Genomic DNA, 25,786 nt, shown 5'->3' on the forward strand with positions numbered 1-25,786 from the left:
GTCATCGGACAATCGAATTTCCAATTTCGATGATTTTTCACCTTGACATATTACCGCAGGACTTTGTCGTTCTTTACCGCTACTCCAAGTCGATCGGCGTCCGGATCCGTTGCCATTAAAAGATCGGCGTTTATTTTTTCACCGTATTCCATCGCCAAAGCAAACGCCGCGTGCTCTTCTGGATTTGGTGAGGCAACGGTTGAAAAATTCGGATCTGGTTGTTCTTGTTCTTTCACAACGGTCACATTTTTAAACCCGAACGCTTCTAATCCTTTCCGCACGAGCATGTTCGCTGTTCCATGGAGCGGAGAAAAAACAATGTTTAAATCTTTCGCGACACTCGCCACAAGTTCCGGGTTTAATTGAATTGTTTTTAACTGCGCAATATACGCCGCATCAATTTCTTCCCCGATATACGTTAACAGTCCTGCTTCAAGCAGCTCTTGCTCACTCGCCACAGCCACCGCTAATTCATCCTCTACCGCATTCACATATTCAATGAGTACATCTGCGACCGTTGGAGGGATTTGTCCCCCATCTTTGCCATATACTTTAAACCCATTATATTCGGGTGGATTATGACTTGCCGTAATCACAACTCCAGCGAACGCACCTAAATGCCGAACCGCAAAAGACAACTCTGGCGTCGGACGAAGCTCTTTAAACAAATATGCTCGAATGCCGTGTTTTCCTACCGTCTTCGCCACTTCTAACGCAAACTCAGGCGATTTATGCCGGGAATCATAAGCAATGACTACCCCACGCGCTTTTGCCTCTTCCCCTTTCTCGACAATGTAACGTGCCAATCCTTCCGCTGCTTTTCGAATCGTGTATATATTCATCCGATTCGTCCCAGGTCCAATCTCCCCGCGCATTCCGCCTGTGCCAAATTCTAAGTTTCTATAGAAACTATCTTCAAGCAGTTTTTTATCCGCTTGCATCGAAAGTAATTGCTGTTTTAGCTGTTCATCTAAATGTGGATATGAAAGCCATTTTTCATTTTTTTCTTTCCAACTCATGTTGCTTTCCCTCCTTGTCTATGGATGCGACACGATCACTTGCACATTTCCTTTCACTTGAAACGTTCCAAGTTGATAAGGAAGAGGCAAGCAGGTTCCCCTTCTTCCGTAACAATCGTTCCTGTAAATTCTCCGAAGCGACTTACACTCTGATCGTTTGAATGTGCAGAAATTGACCAACACTCCCCTGTTCGCTTGGAAGGAATGTCATATCTAGTTAAATCCTTTCGTTTTTCGTTCTTAACACGCGCAAAATTTCTTTTGAGATGATATCTGTTTGATTTCCAAAAAAACCACCATCATGTGTATGCTGACTCTGCAGCTCATCGATAAATTCTTCGTTAATGACAAACTGACATAATTCATCCCATGTAATCGTCTTACACAAATGATTGGCCTTTAAAAATGAAATCGTATTTTGATCTTCTTTCATTGTCTGGCGGTCTAAAATCAATAATGGTTTACGATTACATACTGCTTCGCTGACGATTCCCCAACCTGGTTTTGAAATGACTAAATCCGCTGCGGCAATATAATGTTGCGATTCGAGATAGTCTTTGGGAATTGCGAAAACGTTTGGCCGTTTCACTTGAACATTCGATGAAACGATAAACATACAATTAGGACTATCCCATATCGGTAGACGTTCTAGTTGTCCGACATCGATTTTCATCCCAAGTCCGAAGAACACAACGAATTGCTCGCCATTTGGATTCATAAGCTGCCTTATTCTATTAACTTCATTGCTGTCTACGTTTCTGGCAAAAAAGCCAAACTGCTTTGTTCCTTTCATCCCCCAATTCGGCTCTTTACTTCCAGCTAAAGAGAAGAAATAAGTCATTTTTTCATAGGCCTCTTTTAAAGGTTCACGCAACGAATCAGCAATTAATCCTTGATATGCCGTGTGCCAAGTAAAGTTGGATATACCAAGGGAAGGGATTCCTAGTGTATACGCTGCTTCAAACGGAAAAGCGGAAATATCGGAAATGACGAAATCTACCTTATTTGTCTGTAAAAAATCACGTTCTTGTTCGATTAGGAAATTCCACTTTTTGAGATACTTTTCATATTCAACATTTAATTTTTCGACATCCGGCTCAATCGAGTCTTTTTGCAACATATAACCAATATCCGTTTCAATCGTGCAGAATGCTACGCGATTCTCGTCCTTCAAAGACTCTCGCAAAAAGTGAAGGGCAAACGAGTGACAAATAATAACTCTCAAGTCTTCCTCCATCGCTAACAAATGACGAATGAGCGCAACACTTCTTGCCGCATGCCCAAAACCGTAATCAGAAATATAGTAAGCAATCGTCTTCATCGGTTTACCCAGGCCTCTCTATTTCTTTGCATAAAAAAAGAACGGGGAGAAAATCCCAGTTAACCATTAAGAAATCACTTTTGCTTTTGATTTTTGGAAGTGACGAATCACATCGGCCCAATCAAAATAAAGTCTCACAAAATCTTCATCACTAATACCAGAACCTGTTTGCACTTCAATAAACTCTAATTCCGTAATCGCACGAATTCCATGTTTTCGTCCTGCTGGAAGATGAATGATATCCCCTGCTTTTACGCGGGTAATATATTCATCTAACGCTAGTTCCCCTTCACCGCGAACAATCGTCCATACTTCGTCTCGTAAATTGTGATAGTGGTAGCTTGAGTTTTTCCCTTCATGAATACAAATTCGTTTTGTTACCATTTCTTGTCCATCTTCATATTTGGCATAGTCAAGAACGCGCGACCAGCCCCAAATCCTCTCTTCATACATTGGCGGCTGATGAAAACCGTTAATTAAATCTTTAATTTTCGGGCTGGAAGCTTTATCGGCAACTAAGATTCCGTCTGGGCTTGCGGCCACAACAAGATCTTTTGTACCAATCACTGTCACAGGAATATCAAGCTCATTAACTAAATGGGTATTCACCACATCTTCCGCTAGTACGCCTTTCCCAATTTGCTTCGTTGCCATTTCCTCTGTCAGCGTATTCCATGTACCAAGGTCTTTCCAATAACCATCATACGGAAGCACAACAATATGATTTGCTTTTTCGACTACCTCGTAGTCAAAACTAATTTTCGGCAACGTATCGTATTGATTGGAAAGCTGATCAAAATGAAGCGGAATGCCTTTCTCAATTAGAAGATTGACTAAATATTTTAATTTAAACGCAAATACACCGCAGTTCCAAAAAGCGTTCATCGCAATTAACGTTTGCGCCTTTTCTTCACTTGGCTTCTCTGTAAAGTGATTTACAACAAAATATTCTGCACCTTCCGCCTTTTCCTTAGGAACAATGTATCCATATTTAGAAGAAGGATACGTCGGTTTTACACCAATTAACGCCAACTCTGCATTCGAATGCTCAAGAACACTTTCTAATTCTTTCATTCTTTGAAAGAAAGAATCTTCCACATACGGATCCACCGGCAAGACAACGACCGTTTCCTCTTCTGATATATTCTCGACCGTATATAAATACGAAGCTGCCAGCGCAATCGCCGGAAACGTATCGCGGCGCTCCGGCTCAATAATTAGCGGTACATCTGTCCCTAATTGGCGATGAATCATATCGCGCTGCATTTTCGATGTCGCAATGACCGCAGACCCAGCCAGCCCAACGGCTTCTAACTGCCCCCAAACCCGCTGCACCATCGACTGTTTCTCGCCATTCTTTCCTTCCAACACTTTTAAAAACTGCTTCGAACGCGTATCATTCGACAAAGGCCAAAGTCGTTTGCCAGATCCGCCGGATAAAAGGACTAGTTTCATTTATAACCCTCCATAATAAAAAAATCAGATCTTAAACGATCTGATCTATGCATTCATTATTAGACTGTTTGGAATTGATAATTATAAATTGGTTTGCGACCAATCGAATGGTATTCAATAGGATATTTTTGCACTTCATTTAAGCTATAACAATTCCGTCCGTCAAAAACGATTGGTTGTTTCATCTTCTGAACATATATATTTAAATCTAAATCCTTAATTTGTGCCCATTCCGTAAGAATAAACGCCATATCTGCATTTTCAAGCGCAGCCTCAATGGATTCTGTGTATACTACCTCTTGTGGCAGAACCTTCTTTGCATTTTCAACCGCAACTGGGTCGTAAGCAACGACTTCCGCTCCTTCAGCAATTAGCTCTTTGGAAATAACGATCGAAGCTGCTTCACGCATATCATCCGTATTCGGCTTAAAGGATAAGCCTAATAAAGCGACTTTTTTACCAGTTAGGCTTCCAAAACGTTCTCTTGCTTTATCAATTAAAATGCGTTGCTGCTGATTGTTTACTTTTATCACTGCTTTTAACAATTCAAAATCATGATCAATGTTCGCTGCAATTTTTGCCAAAGCTTTTGTGTCTTTTGGGAAACAAGACCCTCCATAGCCAATTCCTGCTCTTAAAAACATAGAACCGATGCGTTTATCCATTCCCATGCCTAACGCAACACTTTCGACATCGGCTTCCACTTTTTCACATATATTGGCAATTTCGTTAATAAAACTAATCTTCGTCGCCAAAAAAGCATTCGAAGCATATTTAATCATTTCGGCACTTTTAATGTCCGTTTTAAAAATCGGAATACCAAAAGGTTTGTTAATTTCTTCAATGACCTTTGTCGCTTCTTCATTATCCGCTCCAATGACGATACGATCGCCATGAAACGTATCATAAACCGAGGAACCTTCACGCAAAAACTCTGGATTTGACACTACTTCGACATTGATATGCTTAGGAACTAAAGAAATTAACAACTCTTTTATATAATGGTTCGTTCCAACCGGTACTGTACTTTTCGTAACAACAATGACGTCCTTCGTGATATTCGCCGCAATATCTCGAACCGCTTGTTCAATATACTCTAAATTAGCAGATCCATCTTCTTTTTCAGGCGTACCAACCGCAATATAAATGACATCTACATCTTTAAATCCTTCTTGATGACTTGTTGTAAAAAACAAACGCCCGGCTTGAATATTTTCCTTCATTAACTCTTCAAGACCAGGCTCATAAATCGGCGAAATGCCTTGACGCATTTTTTCTACCTTTGTTTCATCGATATCAATACATGTGACATGATGGCCAATATGAGATAAAGCAACACCAGTAACTAAACCGACGTAACCTGTCCCTACTACAGCTATCTTCTTCATTTTAAACCCCTTTTTAATATTCTTTTTAAAATAGACAAAAATAGTTGTTTATTAAACAATAGTTTTGCTAATAATGTAGGATTCAAATGACCATAAAAATATTCCTCTATGTTAATCGTTGTACTAGTATACCTATTCTTGACTATTTTAGTTGTATCATAAAGGAAAATACTATTACCAGGAATATTCTGTAAAATATTATCTTCAATTGGTTTCATTGTTAAGTCATATTGCTTTATGATATGATAGTTCAATTTCTTTGTAGTTAGAAGATATTTTTTATAAGCTTTCTCACTTTTTTTTCCATATAAATCAACTGTTATATTATTTCTTATTTCCTTATCAAAAATTTCAATTATACCAATATTTTCATTAAACACATCATAACGAACATTAGTTTCATCAAGCCGACAAAATTTAAACTCTTTTTTAATATTGTAGCTTAGGGGGACCTGAAATGCATTATTTTTTCTCCAAAAATGAGTGCCTATATCACCAAAGTTTGTTGTTAACGATATATAAGGATAAACAAAAAACTTTTGATTATCGACCATATATTTAATAAAATATTTTTTCCATGAGCTTTCCGGCCATTTTTTAACATTATCTGGCAAATTATAATCATCTGGTTTAATCTTTAAATTGGATTCATTATTATACCAGTTACGAAAATCATTCCATTGCGAAGCCGTCCATAACTGACCCCAAGAACTCGGTAATTGACTAAAAAAAACATCATAGTTACTTTGTAAAGGTTCAAACGGCAGAGAAGCTGTCTCGTTAAAACGCGGCGAGTATAGTGATATCCCAGCTATTTCCTTATGATCTTGATAAAATTCTAATGCCTGAAGTGCAAAATTATAAAAGTTGGGTGAAACATAAATATCATCTTCTAATAATATTATATTTCCATATTGATTGGTTAGGTCTCCGCATTTTAAAATATGACGGCGCAAACCAATATTTTCCTTTTGGTAGATTACTATTTTTTCTCCATATTTCCAATCAAATGAATTAGCAATATCCAAAACGTGTTTATTGTTACCTTTATCAATACTAATAACTAATCTTACTTTACCTGGATAATCCGCTTTTAATAGAGCTTTTAAATTACGCTTTAATGAATCTGGTCTGTTAAAAGCAACAACAACAATTGTTATAGTTTCCATCTTTACTCACTAACCTTTATCTCTTAATAATAAATAATACAGAAATTTAGTGTTATACAGCATATAGCGCTTCCACAAACGCCTTGGTTCTTGAACTAAGCGGTATAGCCACTCAAGTCCAGCTTTTTGCATCCAAAGTGGAGCTCTTTTTAATTTTCCAGCATGATAATCAAAACCCGCACCTACTCCAATCATTAGAGAAGGAACTCGTCCTTTATGCTCATACATCCAATATTCCTGTTTTGGTGCACCAAGCCCAACCCATATAAAATCAGGTTTTAAATTATTAATTAAATTAATGATTTTTTCATCCTCTTGCACAGTTAATGGACGAAATGGGGGGGAATACATTCCAACAATTTTCATTTGCGGATATCTCTTTTGTAAATTCTTTTTCAAAAGCTGTAAAGTTTGCTCTGTACTTCCATAGAAGAAATGAGTATATCCTTTCTTCTCAGAAAGTTTGAAAAGCTCCTCCATTAAATCTGGACCAGTAACTCTTTCTGCTTCTCTAAATCCCTTTAATGAACTCAAAAAAGATAAAGGCTTTCCATCAGGTAATCGTATATACGCAGAATTTTGAACATTTTTGTAAGCAGGATCTTCATAACTTAAAACCGTAGTATGAACATTGGATACACATATATAATGTCCTTTTAACTCTTCTAGATTTTGATCAATAAGATTAATAGCTTCTTTCATACTAATGACATTAATATTAACCCCTAGTATAGAACAGGTTTTCATATTATCACCAAACTTATATTCTATGTATAATCAATTATCCCATTAATTCCTGGCCATTCTTTTTTACTACGCAGATTATTTTTATATAAAACTAGATTTGGTAAAAACGTAGACATTAAGTATTTTGTTAGCATTTTAATATTTAAAATATTCCTTTTGTTTACTTTTATGAACTTAAAATATGAATCTTTAAAGTTATTAATATCGTTTGACCAAAAATAGCGATTAGCCATCGATTTATAAAGATTAGATAAAATAGCACATTTATTTTCTTTTATATATGGATGGTCATGGTACATTTCTAATATGTTCTTAAGTGCTTTCTCTAGATACGTATTCATAAATTTTGCATTTTTTGAGTGACTGTTGTCCCGCCAACGATAGTACAGCAAATATTCATCCGTCGAATAAATTGTATAGAAATAAGCAACACGGTACCATAATTCAATATCTTCTGCATAGCGAAATTCTTCATTAAAAAGGCCCACATGTTCTAAGACTCCTCTTTTAATCATAACCGAAGAAGGAGCACCTACTATATTTCCTAGTAACAACTTATTGAATATATTCCCCTTTACCTTATATCCATACTTTCCAATCACATCTCCATTCATATTTATAACGTTCGTATATGTGAAGGTCATCCCCACATTTGGGTCCTCTTTCGAAATTTTTTCCATTTGTATTACCTGCTTTTCAACCTTTTCCTCGTGCCAATAATCATCATCATCTAAAAAGCAAATATATTCTCCTGATGAATTTCTAATCCCCGTATTCCGTGCAGCAGGTAACCCCTTATTACTTTGTCTAATATACTTAATTTCTTTGTGAAATTCACAAAGTTTTTTAGCTGAATTATTATTAGAACCATCATCTACCAAGATTAATTCTATATTAGGATAAGTTTGATGAAGGACGCTCTCTATAGCAATTTTTAAAAATGACTCATTTGAGTTATAGCTTGTAATAATGACAGAAACTTTTGGATCCATAAATACCCCCTATTTCCCAATCTTTTGAAATATGTCACGAAAACGATCTTCATATTTATGAAATCGGATTGTTTTCTCATACCCTTTTTGAGCTATAGCCTCGCGCTCCTGATCATGAGTTAAATAGTAACGAATCTTTTTAATCATTTCATCGATGTTAGAATAAGTTACAACTTCTTTATCTAGCTCATAGTAGTCTTCCAAGTGACTTACCTTTTCAGTTAATAAAAAACTCCCACATCCAGGCACTTCAAAATTACGACCTTTAATTTGTCTAGGAAAACCTTTATCTGAAGAATTACTCAAATTTAAATTAATTTTAGACTGGTTAAAAATCCTAATCATTTCCTCCTGAGTAACTCTTCCCATCTTAAATGTAAGGAATTCTAATCCAATTCTTTTTGCAAAAGCATTCCATGCACGTTTTAAAAGAGAATTATCCCAGCCATAACCAAAGCACGCTACAGAAATACCGTTTTTTCTTAGTATATTAATAATTTCTCTTCTCGTCCCATGTGGTTGTCCGACAAAACTAACATCATATTTTTTTGGTAAATTTAACTTTCTGTAAGTATGGACATTGCATGCCCATTGAGAAAGGATTACATTCTTATAACCAATTTGGTGATATTTTTCAATAGATTCCCTATCAGTCGTTATACAATAATCAAAATAAAAACATAATTCCTTAGAAAAAGTTTCAAACCTCCAATGATCATCCGAAAACCAACAAACGGAAGTTATTTCTTTTATATTTTTAATTTCTTGTAAAACTTCTCGTCGAATATTTTCTTTATATGGAATATAGAAAAAAACATCTGGTTTCTCTTGATATATTGTTTTAAGAAGATTCTTATTGTTTTCTTCAAATCTTTTCAGATCATTAAAATCTGATATGTCAAAAAAAATTACTTCAACATCTCTCATATTTATCATTGATTTATAAAAATTTTCATACTCAAAACTGTAACCTCTTGAGGAATCATTGTAATCAAATTTTAAAGCTGCAAGTAAAACTTTCATCATAGCCTCCTCCGATTATTTAACTTTTCATTAATAACATAAGTGTATAAAAGTGCAACTAGATACCAAAAAATATAATTCATATTTTCTTCAAGAATGATATCAAAACAACCGATTATATACAGGCAACATAAAAAAACAAAAATTGTTAAATCAGTTCTACATTTCCATAATATTGTTAATAATATCATTAAAAATATTATCCCACCAATAATACCGTTTTTTAGAAATTCATCTAAAAAAATATTATGAGCACTTTTTAAAACAATGTTTCGTTCATACACTTTAAAAAACTCATCTATTCCATAGGTGATAATTCCCTCAGGATGCGTTTTAATCTGATCAATACTATATTTCCAAATATAAGTTCTATCCCCTAAAGTGATATATTCTGTTGAATTCATGTATTGCTCTATTTCATGAAAAGCTAAAACCATGCCTAAAAATCCTAACATTAAAATCATTACCAAAAAAAATCCTTTTAAATAAGTATTAATTTTCCCTAAGATTATTTTAAAAAACAAAAGTAACAGAATCGAAAACAATACCAAATACAGTGAGATTTTTGATGATGAATAAAATATATTGATTAAACAAATTAGAATAATGATAACCTTATATATATTTTTTATATACGCGCGTACGGTAAATAGAATTGAAAATATACAAAAGGCTGCAAAACGAGATTTATGGGTGCTCATCCATTGTAGTCTTGTTTCCCCAAATTGTTTTACATATTCATCATTCGGAACTAGAGATACTATTTTATTTATTGAAATGTAAAGATTACTATAACCTAAGTGAAAGAGTATAAAAGCTAGGATCATAGAAATAGATAGTAACCAGAAAGAAAATACCTCAATTTTATCTCGCAAATTTGGTTTTATATTGAATAATATAATCAAAAAAATAAAAGTAATAATAGGTATTGACTTTACTAAAGGAAAAATAGCTTTTTGGGGTTCTACAATTAAGGCATTTATATTGATAAATGCTATATATATAATAATGAGCGCTATGATTATTTTGCTATCGGACGTTACTTTAATAACCGACGATTTATTTAAAATTTTATAATTATAAAATAATAGAAATAAAATACTTATAGCTGTTGAAGAGAAAACTTGTATTTCTATATTATTTATTACAAATGTCTTCATCGCAACTAGTAGCAGAACTGTTAAATACAAAAGCTGTAATTTTAAAAGTTCAAAATTGATTTTTCTCACCAATGTTTTCCCCTCTAGTCTAAACATTTTCTCGCAATTTTCGAATATAATTTCTATCGAAAATCTTCATTTTAATGCAAACAATCATATATATAAGTAGGAATATTAACATGATTAAAAATTTAATCAATAACGGTATCTCAAGTAACAAAACTATTATGATGAAAACAGAATTTAAAATGAATAATGACAATATATTTTTATAAGGAACTCTCAAAGAAAATTTGATTATTGTATAAACAAATTGTATTACTGAAAAAAAGATTTGAGCTATGGTATTAGCCACGGCAGCCCCTATAGCTCCATGATTTGGAATAAAGATTACATCAAGAATAATGTTCACACAACCAGTTACTATTCCCAAAAAAACAATAAATTTTTGCTGTTCGTAGTAAAATGGTAGTGAACTCGCAATATTTAGGATTTTACCAATAATAAAACCGAATAACAAAATTAAAAAAACAGAGGTTGCTTCAGAAAATTTACTTGTATATATTAAGTTTATTAAGTTTGATGAAAAATAAAATGCTATAGTCAATCCAAATAATAAAATTACAGTAAAAATATTTGTCAAATTATAAATTAGTAGTTTTATTTCTTCATGTTCTTTAATAGCTACTAATTTTGCTAAATAGTTATTTACGATAGATAAAAATGGAGACACCCCCATATTTACCATATTAACCAAACTGAATGCTAAACCATAAAAAGCAACCTGATCAGCTGCGCTATACAAAGAAAGAAAAAAAAATTCTGAACGATTCCATACAATTTGTTGCCATACAATATTAATGTACATATAGCCAGCATATTTTTTTATTCGTTTAGAATCCTTAAGAATACGATTTTTCTGGAAGAAATGGTGAATATGGATAGATAAATCTTTTTGGAGCCATAAAAGATATAAAACTATTTGGTAGACATTACATAATAAGATAACAACAAAAACATATTCAATCCTCTTTGTCGTAATCAGCAATAATGCATTTAGTATAAATGTTATAATATTTGATTGAATACTTACACGAGCAAACACATCAAATCTTTGTACTGATTGAACCGTGCTAACCAATATATTTAATAAAATATTTGGAAGAATATTTATTAGCGCAAGAATAATTATTAATTTACCATATTTTTCTTTAATATTTAAAATATCTTTCCAAATATCTAAAGTTAAAATTAAAAGTATTATCAAAACAGTAATTACAAGTGTCTGTCTTCTTAATACATATAATAAAAAAGAACTAGTTCCTTCTAGATTTCTGTTGAAATAATACTCCGGCACAAATTTTGTAATTGTACCCTCATAACCAAAGTTTAATAGATAAGATGCTGTTAAAATAAACCAAATAAAATAAGAATAAACCCCATAAGTTTCAACATCTAATGTTCTTGTAAAGATAATTGAAGTTCCAAAGGTAATTACACCATTTATAATCATACGAATATAATTATCTCGAATATTTCTTACTAGAGAAACGTTTTTCATTAATTCCTCCTAATTTCTACCAATAACTTTCTCATATAATTCTTTTATTTTTGTAGTCACCACTGACGCACTATACCTATCCTCAGCATATTTTCGAATTTTGTATGAATTATAGAATGAATAATCATTATATAACTTTTGAAGTTTTTTTTCTAAAGAAAAGATGTCCCCCCTTCGAAATATTAATCCGGTCTCTTTTGTAATAATGTCACTTGGTCCATCTGTATCACTAGCAATAACCGGGATACCTGTAGCAAGTGCTTCGATCAGAACAATTCCAAAAGTCTCAACATAACTAGCCAAAACTAGACAGTGACTCTTCCATAAAATATCACGTATTTGCTGTCTATTTAGTTCACCTAAAAGGTTAACTCTGTTTTCCAATCTAAGTTCCTTGATTATTTTCAATAAGTTGTTTCTTTCAGAACCTCTACCCACAATATTCAAATAAACATTTTCTTGATCTTTGAACGCTCTATGAAATGCTCTAATTAGTAAGTCAAAGCCTTTATTTTTATTAAGCCAACCAATAGAGGTAAAAATAAACTTTTCCCCTTCTATCCTATTAGGTGGTAAAGTGAAGAAATCCATATCTATAAAATTGGGAATAACTTCTATATTTTGTACATTAGTGTATTCTTGAATAGTATTGGAAAATCCTCGACTTACTGTGGTAATAAGGGAGGCATTTTCCATTGCACTCCTAATATATTTTTCCTCCCAACTTTTAATTTTTCCAAGCCCATATGAACTGGAATGCTCCGAAATAATATAAGGGATTTTATATTTTTCTGCAATTAATTTAGCAGCATAACCTCCCCATAAGGCACAGTGCGCATGCACTAAATCAGGGGTCCCATTCTGTTTAATATATTGGTCTGCTAGCTTTATAGCACTTCTGACCCATAAAAGCGCCCCTAATTTAAACCTATCTGGGATAACATTCCAACGATGTGACCGATAAACTGGAATCCCGTGTTCTTCCCCAAAAGAAGTTTGAAAGTGATTTAGTATTATCCCTTTAATATTAATTTTCTTTATACTCCTTCTTTCAGGATAAATAACCCCAATTTTTACTTTCTTTGACATTTCTATAATTTGTTCATGAAAAAAATTCCCAGTCAAAGGATCCTCAGCAGTAGGATAGAAAGAGGGTATGACAAGTAAATTTATATTTGACAATACTACTTCCCCCTAAAGTATAGCAACAAGTAACAATAGCAAATCTTTGTTACTTATTGTATTTTTTTGTAAATCTACACAAATCCACATTCACCATCATCTTTACTAACTCTTCAAAACACTTCCTGATTCCAACCTAATTTCTCATTCGCCTTCGTACAATCCCGAAGATCTTCTTCCGCTAGACGCACAAATCTTTCATCTTGTACCACATAGTCTTTCCAGTCTAATCCTACATAAGAGAACGCAATTTCTACTAATTCACGTACTGTGCATTTCACCCTTTGCGATGACATAGTCATCTGAGACTCATCTTGTTGTAACATTAACCACATGGCTTTTACATAGTCACCGGCAAAGCTCCCAGTTATGTTTGCATCTGAGTGACTAGGAAACTGCCACAAGAAGTTGCTAAGTTTATATATTTAATTTGTGAAATTTATATACAAAGTTTATTAGGTCTTCATGAATCTATTCATGTATTCTTAATCAAACATCTTCTTCAACTTATCTTCCTTTTCAACCTTCTTCATATCTGCTTCAACCATAATCCGAACTAGCTCTTCAAACGGAGTTTTTGTCGGATTCCATCCTAGTAATGTCTTCGCTTTTGTTGGATCTCCCAATAATTGATCAACCTCAGCTGGGCGGAAATATTTCGGATCAACTTCAATTAATACACGACCAGTGGCTTTATCAATACCTTTTTCGTTTAATCCTTCACCTTGCCACTCAATTTCAATACCTGCATATTTAAATGCTAATGTTGCAAATTCCCGTACAGAGTGCATCTCTCCTGTAGCTATTACGAAATCCTCAGGAGTATCATGTTGCAACATTAACCACATACATTCTACATAATCTTTTGCATAACCCCAGTCACGAAGTGCATCGAGGTTACCTAAGTATAATTTATCTTGTTTACCTTGAGCAATTCGTGCTGCAGCTAATGTAATCTTACGTGTCACAAATGTTTCACCGCGTCGTTCTGATTCATGATTAAATAAAATACCATTCACTGCAAACATTCCATACGATTCACGGTAGTTTTTCGTAATCCAATATGCATATAATTTTGCCACACCATACGGAGAACGTGGATAAAACGGTGTTGTTTCCTTTTGTGGAACTTCTTGTACTTTTCCATATAATTCAGATGTTGATGCTTGATAAATACGTGTCTTCTCTGTCAATCCTAAAATACGTACAGCTTCTAAAATACGCAATGTCCCGATTGCATCCACATCCGCTGTGTACTCTGGCATATCAAATGATACACGGACATGTGATTGCGCCGCAAGGTTATAAATTTCATCCGGGCGAATTTCGTTAATCAACCGAATGATATTGGATGTATCTGTTATATCCCCATAATGTAAATGGAAGTTCTGATTATTCATGAGCGCTTCCGCTTCTTCCGGTGATAAAATATCTTCTAAACGCTCTTGGTTATAGGAAGAGCTGCGGCGAATAATGCCATGTACCTCATAACCTTTTTCTAATAAAAACTCAGCTAAAAACGATCCATCTTGTCCTGTTACACCTGTAATTAACGCTCGTTTCATTGTATCCTCCAATTTTTTAATTCGTTTTCACTGCTACATTATCTAAAAACCATTGATACGCTTTTTGTAATCCTTCCTCTAATGAAATGCTTGCTTTCCAACCTAATGCATTGATTTTTGATACATCAACTAGTTTACGTGGCGTACCATCTGGTTTTGTTGTATCAAATTTAATTTCACCTTGATAGCCAACGATACTTTTAATTTTTTCCGCTAGTTCTTTAATAGAAATATCTTCGCCGACACCGACATTGACGATTTCGTTGCCCTCGTAGTTGTTCATTAAAAAGACGCAAGCATCGGCTAAATCGTCAGAATATAAAAATTCACGTCTTGGTGCTCCTGTTCCCCATACTTCGACATATGGAGCATTGTTTTCTTTTGCTTCATGGAACTTGCGAATTAACGCTGGTAATACGTGTGAAGTGTGTAAGTCAAAATTATCATTTGGACCATATAAATTAGTCGGCATCACTGAAATATATTTCGTACCGTATTGACGGTTATATGACTGACACATCTTAATGCCGGCAATTTTCGCAATTGCATATGGTTCGTTCGTTGGCTCCAATTCGCCTGTTAACAAATATTCTTCTTTTAACGGCTGTGGAGCAAATTTCGGATAAATACATGTGCTTCCTAAGAACAACAGCTTTTTGACGCCGTTTCGATATGCTGCATCGATAACATTCGTTTGAATCATTAAATTGTCACGAATAAAGTCCGCTGGATATTCATTGTTTGCGACAATACCTCCAACTTTTGCTGCCGCAAGAAAAACGTATTCCGGCTTTTCTTCTTCGAAAAACTTGTCCACTTCATTTTTATCTCTTAAATCCAACTCTTGACTTGTTTTATACACAAGATTAGTATAGCCGTCGGCTTGCAATTTCCGTAAAATCGCCGAACCGACCAACCCACGATGCCCGGCGACATAAATTTTTGCATTTTTGTCCATTCCGTCTTTCCCTCATTTCTTAAAATGCATGTTTCGACCCAAACAATACAAAAACAGTTTTTATGATAATCTTCAAATCAAATAAAATTGATTGATGGCGAATATAGTGTAAATCTAACTCGACCATTTCTTTAAACCCGACACTGTTGCGGGCACTCACCTGCCACAACCCCGTACACCCTGGTGTGACAAGCAGTCTTTGCTTATCGTATTCCGTATACTGCGCTACTTCCCTCGGTAGAGGTGGACGTGGGCCAACTAAGCTCATGTCTCCTTTTAATACATTCCATAATTGCGGGAGCTCGTCAATGCTCGTTTTACGAATGAATCTTCCTACCTTCGTCACCCGAGGGTCGTTTTTCATTTTAAACATGGCACCTGACACTTCGTTATACTTCAGTAATTCTTTCAATCTCTTTTCCGCATCGGTCACCATCGAGCGAAATTTGTACATATAAAACTGTTTTCCGTCTTTTCCAACTCGTATTTGTTTAAAAAACACTGGACCTTTTGGGTCTTCTAGCTTTATGAGAACAGCGACAATAAGAAAGAGCCAAGATAACGAAATTAATCCGATCATGGCTCCGATAATGTCCATTGTTCGTTTAGCAATTAAATAACTTTTTTTATCGTTAACAATCACTTGTTGAGTATATCTTTGTTGGGCTTGTATACTAGCAACATTGCCTGATTGCGCCAACTCCCTTCATCCCCCTTTAAACTTTTATTCCTTCACTTTCGCTTCTTGCAATATCTTCTCCATAAACGGAATGAGATGTTGTTTCAACTCTTCATCTTGCATCCCAAACTCAATCGTCGTCTGGATAAACCCAAGCTTCTCCCCGACATCGTACCGTTTGCCTTCGAACTCATAAGCAAAGACGCGTTGAATTTCGTTTAGTTTTTGGATCGCGTCGGTCAGTTGAATTTCGCCGCCGGCGCCGGTTTCTTGTTTTTCAAGAAACATGAAAATTTCTGGCGTTAATATGTATCGACCCATAATCGCTAAGTTCGATGGGGCGGTGCCTGGTGCTGGTTTTTCGACGAATTGACGGACTTGGTAGCGCCGTCCTTTTTTATCGATCGGGTCGATGATGCCGTAGCGATGCGTTTCGTCGTCTGCGACTTGTTTGACGCCGATGACAGAGCTTCTCGTTTGTTCAAATTCGTTCATCAGTTGTTTTAAACACGGTGTTTCAGCTTGAACGATGTCGTCGCCTAACAGCACCGCAAACGGTTCATCGCCGATAAATTTGCGGGCGCACCAAACGGCGTGGCCAAGTCCTTTCGGTTCTTTTTGACGAATGTAATGAATGTCGACTTTGGACGGTTCTTTTACTTTTTCTAGTAGGTCGTGTTTATTGTTTTTTAACAACGTTTGTTCCAGTTCAAATGCATGATCGAAATGGTCTTCAATGGCGCGCTTTCCTTTTCCTGTGACGATAATAATATCTTCAATGCCCGATTCGATCGCTTCTTCGACGATGTATTGAATCGTCGGTTTATCGACGATCGGAAGCATTTCTTTCGGCATCGCTTTTGTCGCAGGTAAAAATCGTGTGCCGAGTCCGGCGGCTGGGATGATTGCCTTTCGTACTTTTTTCACATAGATCCCTCGCTTCCTAAACTGTACACCCACGTATACGCTATATATGCATAACCTATACGTCGATGTACAAAAAAAATAGCTCCCATGGGGAGTTAGTTTGGTAGACGTGCTTTTAAATTTAAAATTTCTTTTTCATGTTCAATCATTTTATCAAATATGACATCAGATCTACGCTGCAAATAAGCAACCGTCACATCCATTGATTTTTTTATGCTTGTCAAATCATTTATGACTAGTACCTGGTTGTTTTTTGATATGCGTAGCTCTTCGAGAATCTTCTCCTGTGTCTGTTCCATATTTCCGAGTGATTGTTTCATATCGACCAGGTTATCAATTTTATTAAAATCATAGAATAATGATAAAGATTTTAATAAAATTGTTTATCCGTCCACGTCGTTTAAGCGACATGTACTCGGATTGGGTGTAACCCCACACCCGCTATCCCATTGGCGAACGCCTTTGGGAATACTTTTCTCATGATGTTGTATGCCCCGTTGACATCTGCGTTAATCAGTATTCCATTTTCAGATTGAAACAGTCCTCGCTTGATGCGCGTTCCTTTGTATTGCTTTTGCTTTTTGATTTCTTCCATGTCTAAAAAACTGCATTTCGATGTATAGCTTTCTTCTGTCACGATGACACGAATCCCATGCTGTGCTGCTTTGTACTGCAACTGATGAAGAAACGTTTGATACGGGATGTGAACGAACGCTTGATTTGTGCGCTTTCCGAGATGGACTTCACGCTTCCAATCTTTATTCATCCCCACCACAATCGTATCGCAGTCTAAAGACAGCGCATGTTTGATGACAAAGGCACTCGCTTGGTGCATAAAGTTTTCCACGATGCGGTTTCGTTTTTCTGTCATTTTGCTCATTCGTTTTGTCCAATCGAGTCCATTCATCTGTTTCGCTACTTTGCGGTAGTGGCTCATTTGTTTGTTATAGTATTGATTGGCAGATTTTAGACCTTTACCATTGATGACGATCGGTTGTTTGCCCACATTGTTCACAATGGTTGCGAAGTTATCTAATCCCAAATCAATACTGATATATCTGTTGTTATCTTGTTTTTGTGTTGGAATAGGGATTTTGTAAACGACTTCGACGATGATATGGCGGTGTTTCGGAACGAATCGGACTTGTTGTAGCTTCCCTTTCATGTTTGTCTTTAACCGAAACCCTTGAAAACAGGCAGGAAACGTGATTTGTTCATCGACGACTTTGCATGATTGATTCGTTAGCACAAGTACATATCGTCCGTCTTTTTTGAGATATTTGGGCGGTTTCGGTCTGCCTGTATATTTGTCTTTGTTTTTTGCCCAATCTTTCATCGACTTAAAAAATGATTGCCAATTTTGATGCAACATTCTTAACGTTTGTTGAGCACATTGAGCCATTGGCATCGCTCGATAGTCTGTATCCATCCCTTCTGTTTTCAGCAGCTTGTCTAGCTTGTTGTAAGAAAGATACGTGCCGTGTTGGAAAAACGTTTGCCTCACTTGATAGTTGGCGAAGTTGTACAAATTTTTTGACCGAAAACAATACTCATCGATCATCGGATAATACGGATGAGTGGCGAAAATCATATGCCTTTCCACTCGATTCGCCATCATGATCGTTGTTCACCTCGCTTTCTCTTTTACTATACATGTTCATAAGAGAACCATGCAATAAGATGTAAAGATAATCACGAAAGAAGTGGGATCTCAAATATATTTTATCAAAATTTTTAATGTATTTTTACGATTGGATGAAAAAACAGAACCATATCATTTTCTAGCTTGTGTTGACCTGCTTGTAATTGTGCAACATCTTGTTGTAACGCTTGTTGGCCTGCTTGTAACTGTGCGACGTCTTGTTGTAATGCTCGTTGGCCTGCTTGTAACTGTGCGACGTCTTGTTGTAATGCTCGTTGGCCTGCTTGTAACTGTGCAACGTCTTGTTGTAACGCTTGTTGACCTGCTTGTAATTGTGCGACGTCTTGTTGTAACGCTTGTTGACCTGCTTGTAATTGTGCGACGTCTTGTTGTAATGCTCGTTGGCCTGCTTGTAACTGTGCGACGTCCTGTTGTAACGCTTGTTGGCCTGCTTGCAGTTGTGCGACGTCCTGTTGTAACGCTTGTTGGCCTGCTTGTAACTGTGCGACGTCTTGTTGTAATGCTTGTTGACCTGCTTGCAGTTGTGCGACGTCTTGTTGTAATGCTTGTTGGCCTGCTTGCAGTTGTGCGACGTCTTGTTGTAACGCTTGTTGACCTGCTTGTAACTGTGCGACGTCTTGTTGAATTTGAGCAACTGTGTTTTCTAGTGCTCGCTGGCCTACTTGTAGCTCTGTTACATCTTGCTGGATTTGAGCAACACTCTTTTCTAATGCTTTTTGACCGCGTTGTAACTCTTGTTGCGTTTGTTCAACGCGTTCTAATCGCTCATGAACAGGCTGTAGTTCTTCCTTTAATACAGAGCGAAGCAAAGCTTTTAATTCTTGGCTCAATTGTATCCCTCCTTTACCATTTCTCTCATTATAACATGGCAAAAAAGAGACATAAATAAAAAACAAGGTTAGCATTGGGCATCTAACCCACCCTCACACCGCACCATTGACGACAGGCGTCTAAGGTGGCAGGACCGTCATCGTCCCCACCCACAGCACGGCCGAGTGCCTCCGTTGATAACGGTAAGGAGACATCACCGAAAAGGAGAGCCGATATCGACAAACGTTCGAGATCGGCAATGCACAATTATTCCATAGTATGTATAGGAAACGATGAAACTTAGAAAATACCTAAAAACTTTTTCTTTTTCATTCGCTCTGGTGCATCTTTATACAAAGTGTCGCCAGCAACAAGCAGCTGTGCGTTCTCTTGAAACACATATACAGCTTGCGAGCCGAACTGTTTTTGAATGACGTCGTACGCTTCGCGCATATGGAATGCCCGTGACGTCGTATTGTGCGCATCCGATGCGATTAAATGAGCTAAGTTCGCTTCGATGATTTGCAAGGAAAAATTCTTAATTTTTTTGCCGAACTTACCAGCGATACTTCCCGCAGTCAGCTGTGTCAATGCTCCTTTTTTCACAAGGTCATATAGCTTCGTTGGGTGCTCGATCAGCTCGCTATTTCGTTCAGGATGGGCAATGATCGGAACAAGCCCTTGCAGTTGCATATCGAAAAGAAGCTGCTCCGTATAGCGTGGAACGTGGTCGCTTGGAAGCTCCACAAGCACATACTTCGTCTCCGCAAGCGACAAAATATCCCCATCGCGATAATGATCCATCAGTTCCCCATGAATGCGCACTTCCTGTCCTGGTAAGATAGAGAGGGGAATGTGATGCATTTGCAACGCCTCATTTAACGCATAAACGTGTTCAATAATCGATCGTTTATCATTTTCAAACGTCCCATTGCGGTGATGAGGGGTTGCGATGATTGTCGTAATTCCCTCAGCAACCGCTGCTTTCGCCATCTCAATGGCGTCATCGAACGTCTTCGCTCCGTCATCGACAGATGGTAAAATGTGACTATGAACGTCAATCATCACAATCCCCCCTTTGATCTATCGACATGAAAGAAATTTTTCTCATATTTTTCGACAATTTCCTCGTATGTAATTCATACTAACATAGGAAAATAGAAGGAGACAATAGACATTTTTTGTCGAATGTTGTCTATTTGTTGCCATAGTAATAGTAATAGCTACTTTCTTTTTGCTTCTTTTGATTCAGCACGACACCGAGCAGCTTTCCTTTTGCGTTAATGAGTAGTTCTTTCGCCTTTTGTGCAGCTTCAATTTCTGTCTTTCCGCTATGGACGACAAGAATCGTTCCATCGCATTGGTTCGCTAAAATTTGCGCATCGGTCACCGCAAGTACTGGTGGAGTGTCGAATAAAACAAAGTCAAATTGCTTATACGCTTCCGCTAATAGTTCTTCCATCGCAGAAGAACCAAGCAATTCGGCTGGGTTTGGCGGAATAGGGCCGCTCGTTAAAACAAATAAATTGTCCACATCTGTTTCTTTCACAGCCGCTTGAAAAGGTGCTTGTTTCGTTAATACGTTCGTTAAGCCAACATAATTGTCTTTGCGAAACGTATAGTGCACGGTCGGTTTCCGTAAATCTGAATCGACTAACAACACTTTCTTCCCTTGTTGGGCAAACACGACAGCTAAATTCGAAACCGTCGTCGTTTTTCCTTCTGCCGGAGCAGAGGAAGTAACCATCAGCGAACGAAGAGGACGATCGACGACAGAAAATAAAATGTTTGTACGAATCGTCCGATATTGTTCAGAAATTGGTGACTTCGGATTTGTTTTTGTAATTAACGAACGCATCGTCCGCTCAAATACTTGCTTTTTCTTTTTAAGAACCAACCGTCTCACCTCTTACTTGCTTTTTCGCTTGTAACGCTTTTGCTTCTTTTCCTTCTTCATCAATTGTTGTGACAGCTCCTAGCACAGGTAGCTCAAGCAACTTCTCGACGTCCTGTTCGTTTTTAATCGTATTATCTAAATATTCAAGTAAAAATGCTAAACCAACACTTGTCATCATGCCAACGACGAAAGCGATCGCCATGTTTAATAGCGGCTTTGGTTTGACTGGAACAGGTTGTTCTTTCACTTCTGCCCTCGCTAAAATGTTGACGTTATCAACGTTCATAATTTTCACAATCTCACGTTGAAACACGCTAGCTACCGTGTTGGCGATATCGGCCGCCATATACGGATCGGGATCTTCGACTGTTACGTTCACGACTTGCGAGTCTTTTTCACTTGTGACGTTAATTTTTGCATTGAGCTCTTCAATCGGCATATTTAAATCGAGTTCTTCTTTGACGATATCTAAAATGGCTGGGCTTTTCATAATGACGTTATATGTATTAATAAGCTGCAAGTTCGTTTGAATTTCGCTAATATTGTAAATCGGCTGTTCGTTTTTCGCTTGGTTGACGAGCAGTTGTGTTGATGCTTGATAAATCGGTGTTAACACAAAATAGCTGACGATGCCGCTCGTCATCGTGGCGATCACCGTAATCGCAACAATAAGCCATATGCGTTTGCGCAACGTCTGAAATAATTCTCGTAAGCTAATCGTCTCTTCCATAATTTCCTCCTAAACACTCATTTTTCGACAAGCATTCGACTAATTCCATTATAAATGGACAATCTATAATTCTCTACCCTTTTTTGTAAAAAAATTATAAATAAAAACCAGCAGTTTCTTTTTCTGCCGGTCTAATGAATCATTTCGCCATCTTCACTTTCTTGTCCTAATACTCGCTTCGCTTCATTGATCATGTCGTACATTTCTTGTACCGTATACTCACGATTTGGCAACGGTTCGTCATACGCTTGATAATATAAAATTTCTGCTAGTTTTCGTTGTTTGATGCTCGCCCGTTTCGTTAACTTTTCTTTTTTTTTAGCTCTTGTTGTAGACGTTCGATGTGGTATTTTGCTTCTAATCGACAGCCGTAAGGGAAATCGTCAATGCCGAGCCGTTCAACGAGACGGTTAATTTCGGCAATTTGTTCGTCCGTTGGAGGTTCATTGACGAGCTGGTCGATAATTTCGTTAATACGTTCAGCAAGTTGTTCATGAAAGTGTGGGTTTGTTTTAATCGTATCGTCTAATTCCGCAAACCATGTCGCTTCATTGTATAAATAATGACGCCATTGTTCCATCAATGTTGCGGCATTGTATTTTGTTTCATCCCAGCCGATGCTTGCCATATATTGTTCAAACACTTTTTTAATCGATAGCGTCATGTTCATCTTCATGCGATGAGGAAGCTGTTTTAACATGTATAAAACCCTCCATATGATTATCGTCAACCGTTAATGTATCATAAAAAAGCGTGTATTGACAAAGTTTTTTCATAACTATACTAACGGTTATAGGAAGGAGGGGAATAAAAAAACGCAAGAGGAAACCTCTTACGTTTTATTCGTCTACATTGTCTGCATCGTTCACGTCTTCTGGATCTTCAACGGCGTCTTCTTCATCTGGGACAGCGTCGTTTTCATCGTCGCCAGCGTCTTCATTTGTGTCTTCACCTGGCTGCACTTCTTCTTGGTCATTTACCTCGTTGTCTGTATCATCGTCATTGCAGCCCGTTACGACCATAATGGCGATGAGCGCGCTAAGTAGTTTGAGTAACCATAGTTTTTTCATTGCATATCTCCTTTCTTAGGCATATGTAATCACTTATAACATGCCCAGAAAGGAGACGATTATGCATTATTTTTCACCGAGGGCAAACATGATTTCTGTTTCGCATACGAGCTCGCCGTCAACGGTAGCGACTCCTCTTCCTTTCCCGATTGCCCCTTTGAAGCGAATCATTTCGACTTCTAATCGTAATTGATCGCCCGGCTTTACTTGCTTTTTAAAGCGGCAATTGTCAATGCCGGTAAAAAATGCGAGACGGCCACGGTTTTCTTCTTTCATTAACATCGCGACCGCCCCAACTTGCGCTAGCGCTTCGACGATCAGCACGCCAGGCATGACGGGATAGTCCGGAAAATGACCGACAAAAAATTGTTCGTTGGCGCTCACGTTTTTCATGCCGACGGCGCGTTTTCCTTCTTCCACTTCAACAATGCGATCAACGAGTAAAAACGGATAGCGGTGTGGAATAATTTGTTGAATTTGTTGAATATCAAGCATACGAATTCCTCCTTTATAAAAAAACGGAAGGATCTCCCTTCCGCCTTTTTTTCAATGTATCATGTTTTTTAGTGGTCTGTCCACTACTGTTTTTCGATTAAATCGACAATATGTTGCCACGTCGCTGGTTTTAACGCATCCCATGCGTTTCCTTCGCCAATTACACCGTAGCCGACCATCGCTCCGATCATCCCACTTAACAGAACGAGAACGAACACGATCACTAAACGAAGCCAAATCGGAATAAGGCGACGGCGCGGACGGCGAAGCGAGCGTTTTTGTTGTTTTTCTTCCATAATGATTTCCCTCTCTACGAACGAATGCCGTTAATAATCCCCATCATTTGATCGGATAATGTAATGGCGCGGGCGTTAAGCTGATATGACCGTTGCGTAATCATCAGTTCACTCATTTCTGTCGCTAGCTCCACGTTTGATTGTTCTAGGGCGTATTGTTGTAATGAAATGTCGTTGCGATTATTGCCAGCTAAGTTGATTGTTGCGTCTTCCACATTGAGCCCATTTGGAAAAGCAAAACGGTTATCGCCAAGCGCTTGCATAAGTTGCGGACGGGTGATATATGATACCCCGATGTTTACCGTCTGCATGATGTCTCCGTTTGGCGCAATGAATTGCATCGTGCCGTTTTGGGTGACTTGAATGTCTTTAAAACCGTCGCGGACAGTAATCGGCTCGTCGTTTTCATTTAGCACCGCGTAACCATCAGCTGTTACAACCATAAGTTCGTCTGGATTGTTCACCGACGGGCTAAGGTAAAACGCACCATCGCGCGTATATTGAATGTCGCCATCGACGGCGATGCGGAAAAATTGCCCTTCTTTCGTTAAAGCAAGGTCTAATGGACGATCTGTTTTTACGATCGAACCTTGTTTCATTTGCATATAGGTGGACGCGACTTTTGCGCCGACACCGAGGCGGACACCTGCTGGCGTCAGACGAGGCGCTTCGTCCGTTTTTGGCAAATTCGTAAACTGTTGGGCAAGCAATTCACCAAATACGGCATCGCGTTTTTTAAACCCGGTCGTATTGACGTTGGCGATATTATGGCTAATGACGTCTAGTTGTTGTTGTAGTTGGTTCATCGTGTTGGCGGCAGTAATCATTGACCGAAGCATCGTCATCCCCCTACCTTAAGCGGCCGATTTCGTTTGCCGCTTTGTCCATACTTTTATCGTACGCTTGTAAAATTTTTTGGTTCGCTTCAAACGCTCGGTAAGCTGAAAGCATATCTGTCATCGCACGAGAAAGATCGACGTTTGAACGTTCAATATATTGTTGGCGAATTGTATACGTTTGTGCAGGCGGAAGTTCTTGTTCGGCTCGAAATAAACCGTTCCCTTCTTTCGTAAGCGTTTGCACATTTTCGGCATAAGCGATGCGAAGGCGAGCAATTTGTTCGCCGTCTTTTGTGATCGTTCCGTCAGATAAGACGGTAAACTGTTCATCGCCCACTTGAATACGGTTGCCTGTTTCATCGAGCACGTACAAGCCGTCTGTCGTCGTTAAAAAACCGTCGGCATCGATCGTAAAATGACCGTTTCGTGTGTAGCGCACGTCGCCGGCTTCATTTTGTACTGTAAAAAACGATGTGCCTGTCCCATCGACAATCGCTACATCAGTGTTGTTTCCTGTTTCGCGTATATCTCCTTGCGCAAAGTTCGGCACAAGTTCTTGCACGTACACACCTGTCGATAGCGGGCCAATGTACGTCCGATCGCGCCATGTGAGTTTCCTTTCTGTCGGAATCGTTGTTTGTTGAATGCGGTGCATTAGCATCTCTGGAAAAGCTCGCAACGATGCTTGATCAGCTTTGTAGCCCGGCGTATTCGCATTTGCGATATTGTTCGTCATCATCTCGATGCGGCGTTGTTGTGAAAGCATGCCTGAGACTGCTGTATATAGTCCGCGAAACATAAAACTCCCCCTCACCGTTTTTACACTACTTTCATTATAAA

The 25,786-nt window shown here is 37.6% G+C and carries 25 protein-coding genes and 3 pseudogenes; all 28 read right to left on the minus strand.

Annotated features, from left to right (window positions below):
• Nucleotides 1–68: 68 nt before the first annotated feature.
• Nucleotides 69–1,019 (minus strand): annotated as a pseudogene (locus tag NSQ23_RS14925) (phospho-sugar mutase); the annotation flags it as partial.
• A gap of 217 nt (nucleotides 1,020–1,236) precedes the next feature.
• Nucleotides 1,237–2,340 (minus strand): hypothetical protein, encoded by a 1,104-nt coding sequence (locus tag NSQ23_RS14930; protein WP_339171870.1) that lies wholly within the window; start codon nucleotides 2,338–2,340, stop codon nucleotides 1,237–1,239.
• A gap of 66 nt (nucleotides 2,341–2,406) precedes the next feature.
• Entirely contained in the window at nucleotides 2,407–3,795 is a 1,389-nt protein-coding gene (locus tag NSQ23_RS14935; protein WP_339171872.1) for a sugar phosphate nucleotidyltransferase, read from the minus strand.
• Between the two features lie 59 nt (nucleotides 3,796–3,854).
• Complete coding sequence (locus NSQ23_RS14940) at nucleotides 3,855–5,183, minus strand: UDP-glucose/GDP-mannose dehydrogenase family protein (protein ID WP_339171875.1); 1,329 nt, start codon at nucleotides 5,181–5,183, stop codon at nucleotides 3,855–3,857.
• Complete coding sequence (locus NSQ23_RS14945; RefSeq protein WP_339171877.1) at nucleotides 5,180–6,352, minus strand: glycosyltransferase; 1,173 nt, start codon at nucleotides 6,350–6,352, stop codon at nucleotides 5,180–5,182. Before NSQ23_RS14945 ends, NSQ23_RS14940 begins: the two co-directional genes overlap by 4 nt.
• Before the next feature lie 9 nt (nucleotides 6,353–6,361).
• Nucleotides 6,362–7,054 carry a WecB/TagA/CpsF family glycosyltransferase gene (locus NSQ23_RS14950; RefSeq protein ID WP_339171880.1) on the minus strand — a complete coding sequence of 231 codons (693 nt, stop codon included), beginning with the start codon at nucleotides 7,052–7,054 and terminating at the stop codon, nucleotides 6,362–6,364.
• 65 nt (nucleotides 7,055–7,119) lie between these two features.
• Complete coding sequence (locus tag NSQ23_RS14955; protein ID WP_339171882.1) at nucleotides 7,120–8,091, minus strand: glycosyltransferase family A protein; 972 nt, start codon at nucleotides 8,089–8,091, stop codon at nucleotides 7,120–7,122.
• Between the two features lie 9 nt (nucleotides 8,092–8,100).
• The gene (locus NSQ23_RS14960) at nucleotides 8,101–9,114 is read right to left on the minus strand and encodes a glycosyltransferase (RefSeq protein WP_339171884.1); all 1,014 of its coding nucleotides are present in this window, start codon (nucleotides 9,112–9,114) and stop codon (nucleotides 8,101–8,103) included.
• Nucleotides 9,114–10,343 carry an O-antigen ligase family protein gene (locus NSQ23_RS14965; RefSeq protein ID WP_339171886.1) on the minus strand — a complete coding sequence of 410 codons (1,230 nt, stop codon included), beginning with the start codon at nucleotides 10,341–10,343 and terminating at the stop codon, nucleotides 9,114–9,116. The genes NSQ23_RS14960 and NSQ23_RS14965 overlap by 1 nt, the downstream gene beginning before the upstream one ends.
• Nucleotides 10,344–10,362: 19 nt before the next feature.
• Nucleotides 10,363–11,835 (minus strand): oligosaccharide flippase family protein, encoded by a 1,473-nt coding sequence (locus NSQ23_RS14970; protein ID WP_339171888.1) that lies wholly within the window; start codon nucleotides 11,833–11,835, stop codon nucleotides 10,363–10,365.
• A gap of 9 nt (nucleotides 11,836–11,844) precedes the next feature.
• Nucleotides 11,845–13,017 carry a glycosyltransferase gene (locus NSQ23_RS14975; RefSeq protein WP_339171890.1) on the minus strand — a complete coding sequence of 391 codons (1,173 nt, stop codon included), beginning with the start codon at nucleotides 13,015–13,017 and terminating at the stop codon, nucleotides 11,845–11,847.
• A gap of 49 nt (nucleotides 13,018–13,066) precedes the next feature.
• A pseudogene (locus NSQ23_RS14980) lies at nucleotides 13,067–13,376 on the minus strand (GDP-mannose 4,6-dehydratase); the annotation flags it as partial.
• 126 nt (nucleotides 13,377–13,502) lie between these two features.
• The gene (gmd, locus tag NSQ23_RS14985) at nucleotides 13,503–14,582 is read right to left on the minus strand and encodes a GDP-mannose 4,6-dehydratase (RefSeq protein ID WP_339174451.1); all 1,080 of its coding nucleotides are present in this window, start codon (nucleotides 14,580–14,582) and stop codon (nucleotides 13,503–13,505) included.
• A gap of 16 nt (nucleotides 14,583–14,598) precedes the next feature.
• Nucleotides 14,599–15,540: a GDP-L-fucose synthase gene (locus NSQ23_RS14990; protein WP_339171893.1), complete on the minus strand. Its 942-nt coding sequence runs from the start codon at nucleotides 15,538–15,540 to the stop codon at nucleotides 14,599–14,601.
• 19 nt (nucleotides 15,541–15,559) lie between these two features.
• Complete coding sequence (locus NSQ23_RS14995) at nucleotides 15,560–16,240, minus strand: sugar transferase (protein WP_339171895.1); 681 nt, start codon at nucleotides 16,238–16,240, stop codon at nucleotides 15,560–15,562.
• Nucleotides 16,241–16,264: 24 nt separating this feature from the next.
• On the minus strand, nucleotides 16,265–17,146 hold the full coding sequence (galU, locus tag NSQ23_RS15000; RefSeq protein WP_339171897.1) for a UTP--glucose-1-phosphate uridylyltransferase GalU: 882 nt from the start codon (nucleotides 17,144–17,146) through the stop codon (nucleotides 16,265–16,267).
• 95 nt (nucleotides 17,147–17,241) lie between these two features.
• Nucleotides 17,242–17,445: pseudogene (locus tag NSQ23_RS15005) on the minus strand (hypothetical protein); the annotation flags it as partial.
• 101 nt (nucleotides 17,446–17,546) lie between these two features.
• On the minus strand, nucleotides 17,547–18,764 hold the full coding sequence (locus NSQ23_RS15010) for an RNA-guided endonuclease TnpB family protein (protein WP_004891372.1): 1,218 nt from the start codon (nucleotides 18,762–18,764) through the stop codon (nucleotides 17,547–17,549).
• A 116-nt stretch (nucleotides 18,765–18,880) separates the two neighbouring features.
• Nucleotides 18,881–19,639, minus strand: a complete 759-nt coding sequence (locus NSQ23_RS15015; protein WP_339171900.1) for a hypothetical protein — start codon at nucleotides 19,637–19,639, stop codon at nucleotides 18,881–18,883.
• Nucleotides 19,640–19,919: 280 nt separating this feature from the next.
• Complete coding sequence (locus NSQ23_RS15020; protein WP_339171902.1) at nucleotides 19,920–20,684, minus strand: CpsB/CapC family capsule biosynthesis tyrosine phosphatase; 765 nt, start codon at nucleotides 20,682–20,684, stop codon at nucleotides 19,920–19,922.
• A 130-nt stretch (nucleotides 20,685–20,814) separates the two neighbouring features.
• On the minus strand, nucleotides 20,815–21,477 hold the full coding sequence (locus tag NSQ23_RS15025; RefSeq protein WP_339174454.1) for a CpsD/CapB family tyrosine-protein kinase: 663 nt from the start codon (nucleotides 21,475–21,477) through the stop codon (nucleotides 20,815–20,817).
• A 28-nt stretch (nucleotides 21,478–21,505) separates the two neighbouring features.
• Entirely contained in the window at nucleotides 21,506–22,246 is a 741-nt protein-coding gene (locus NSQ23_RS15030; RefSeq protein WP_339171904.1) for a Wzz/FepE/Etk N-terminal domain-containing protein, read from the minus strand.
• 301 nt (nucleotides 22,247–22,547) lie between these two features.
• Nucleotides 22,548–22,946, minus strand: coding sequence for a hypothetical protein (locus NSQ23_RS15035; protein ID WP_339171906.1), 399 nt, complete (start codon nucleotides 22,944–22,946; stop codon nucleotides 22,548–22,550).
• A 139-nt stretch (nucleotides 22,947–23,085) separates the two neighbouring features.
• On the minus strand, nucleotides 23,086–23,316 hold the full coding sequence (locus tag NSQ23_RS15040; RefSeq protein WP_339171909.1) for a hypothetical protein: 231 nt from the start codon (nucleotides 23,314–23,316) through the stop codon (nucleotides 23,086–23,088).
• 66 nt (nucleotides 23,317–23,382) lie between these two features.
• Nucleotides 23,383–23,811, minus strand: coding sequence for a 3-hydroxyacyl-ACP dehydratase FabZ (gene fabZ / locus NSQ23_RS15045; protein ID WP_339171911.1), 429 nt, complete (start codon nucleotides 23,809–23,811; stop codon nucleotides 23,383–23,385).
• A gap of 83 nt (nucleotides 23,812–23,894) precedes the next feature.
• Nucleotides 23,895–24,107 (minus strand): DNA-directed RNA polymerase subunit beta, encoded by a 213-nt coding sequence (locus NSQ23_RS15050; RefSeq protein WP_094240362.1) that lies wholly within the window; start codon nucleotides 24,105–24,107, stop codon nucleotides 23,895–23,897.
• Nucleotides 24,108–24,121: 14 nt separating this feature from the next.
• Complete coding sequence (locus tag NSQ23_RS15055; RefSeq protein WP_339171913.1) at nucleotides 24,122–24,946, minus strand: flagellar hook-basal body protein; 825 nt, start codon at nucleotides 24,944–24,946, stop codon at nucleotides 24,122–24,124.
• A gap of 10 nt (nucleotides 24,947–24,956) precedes the next feature.
• Complete coding sequence (gene flgF, locus NSQ23_RS15060) at nucleotides 24,957–25,745, minus strand: flagellar basal-body rod protein FlgF (protein ID WP_339171915.1); 789 nt, start codon at nucleotides 25,743–25,745, stop codon at nucleotides 24,957–24,959.
• Nucleotides 25,746–25,786: the final 41 nt, after the last annotated feature.

Origin of the sequence: Anoxybacillus sp. FSL W8-1294, assembly GCF_037965005.1 — a bacterium.
Taxonomy (GTDB): Bacteria; Bacillota; Bacilli; order Bacillales; family Anoxybacillaceae; genus Anoxybacillus; species Anoxybacillus flavithermus_G.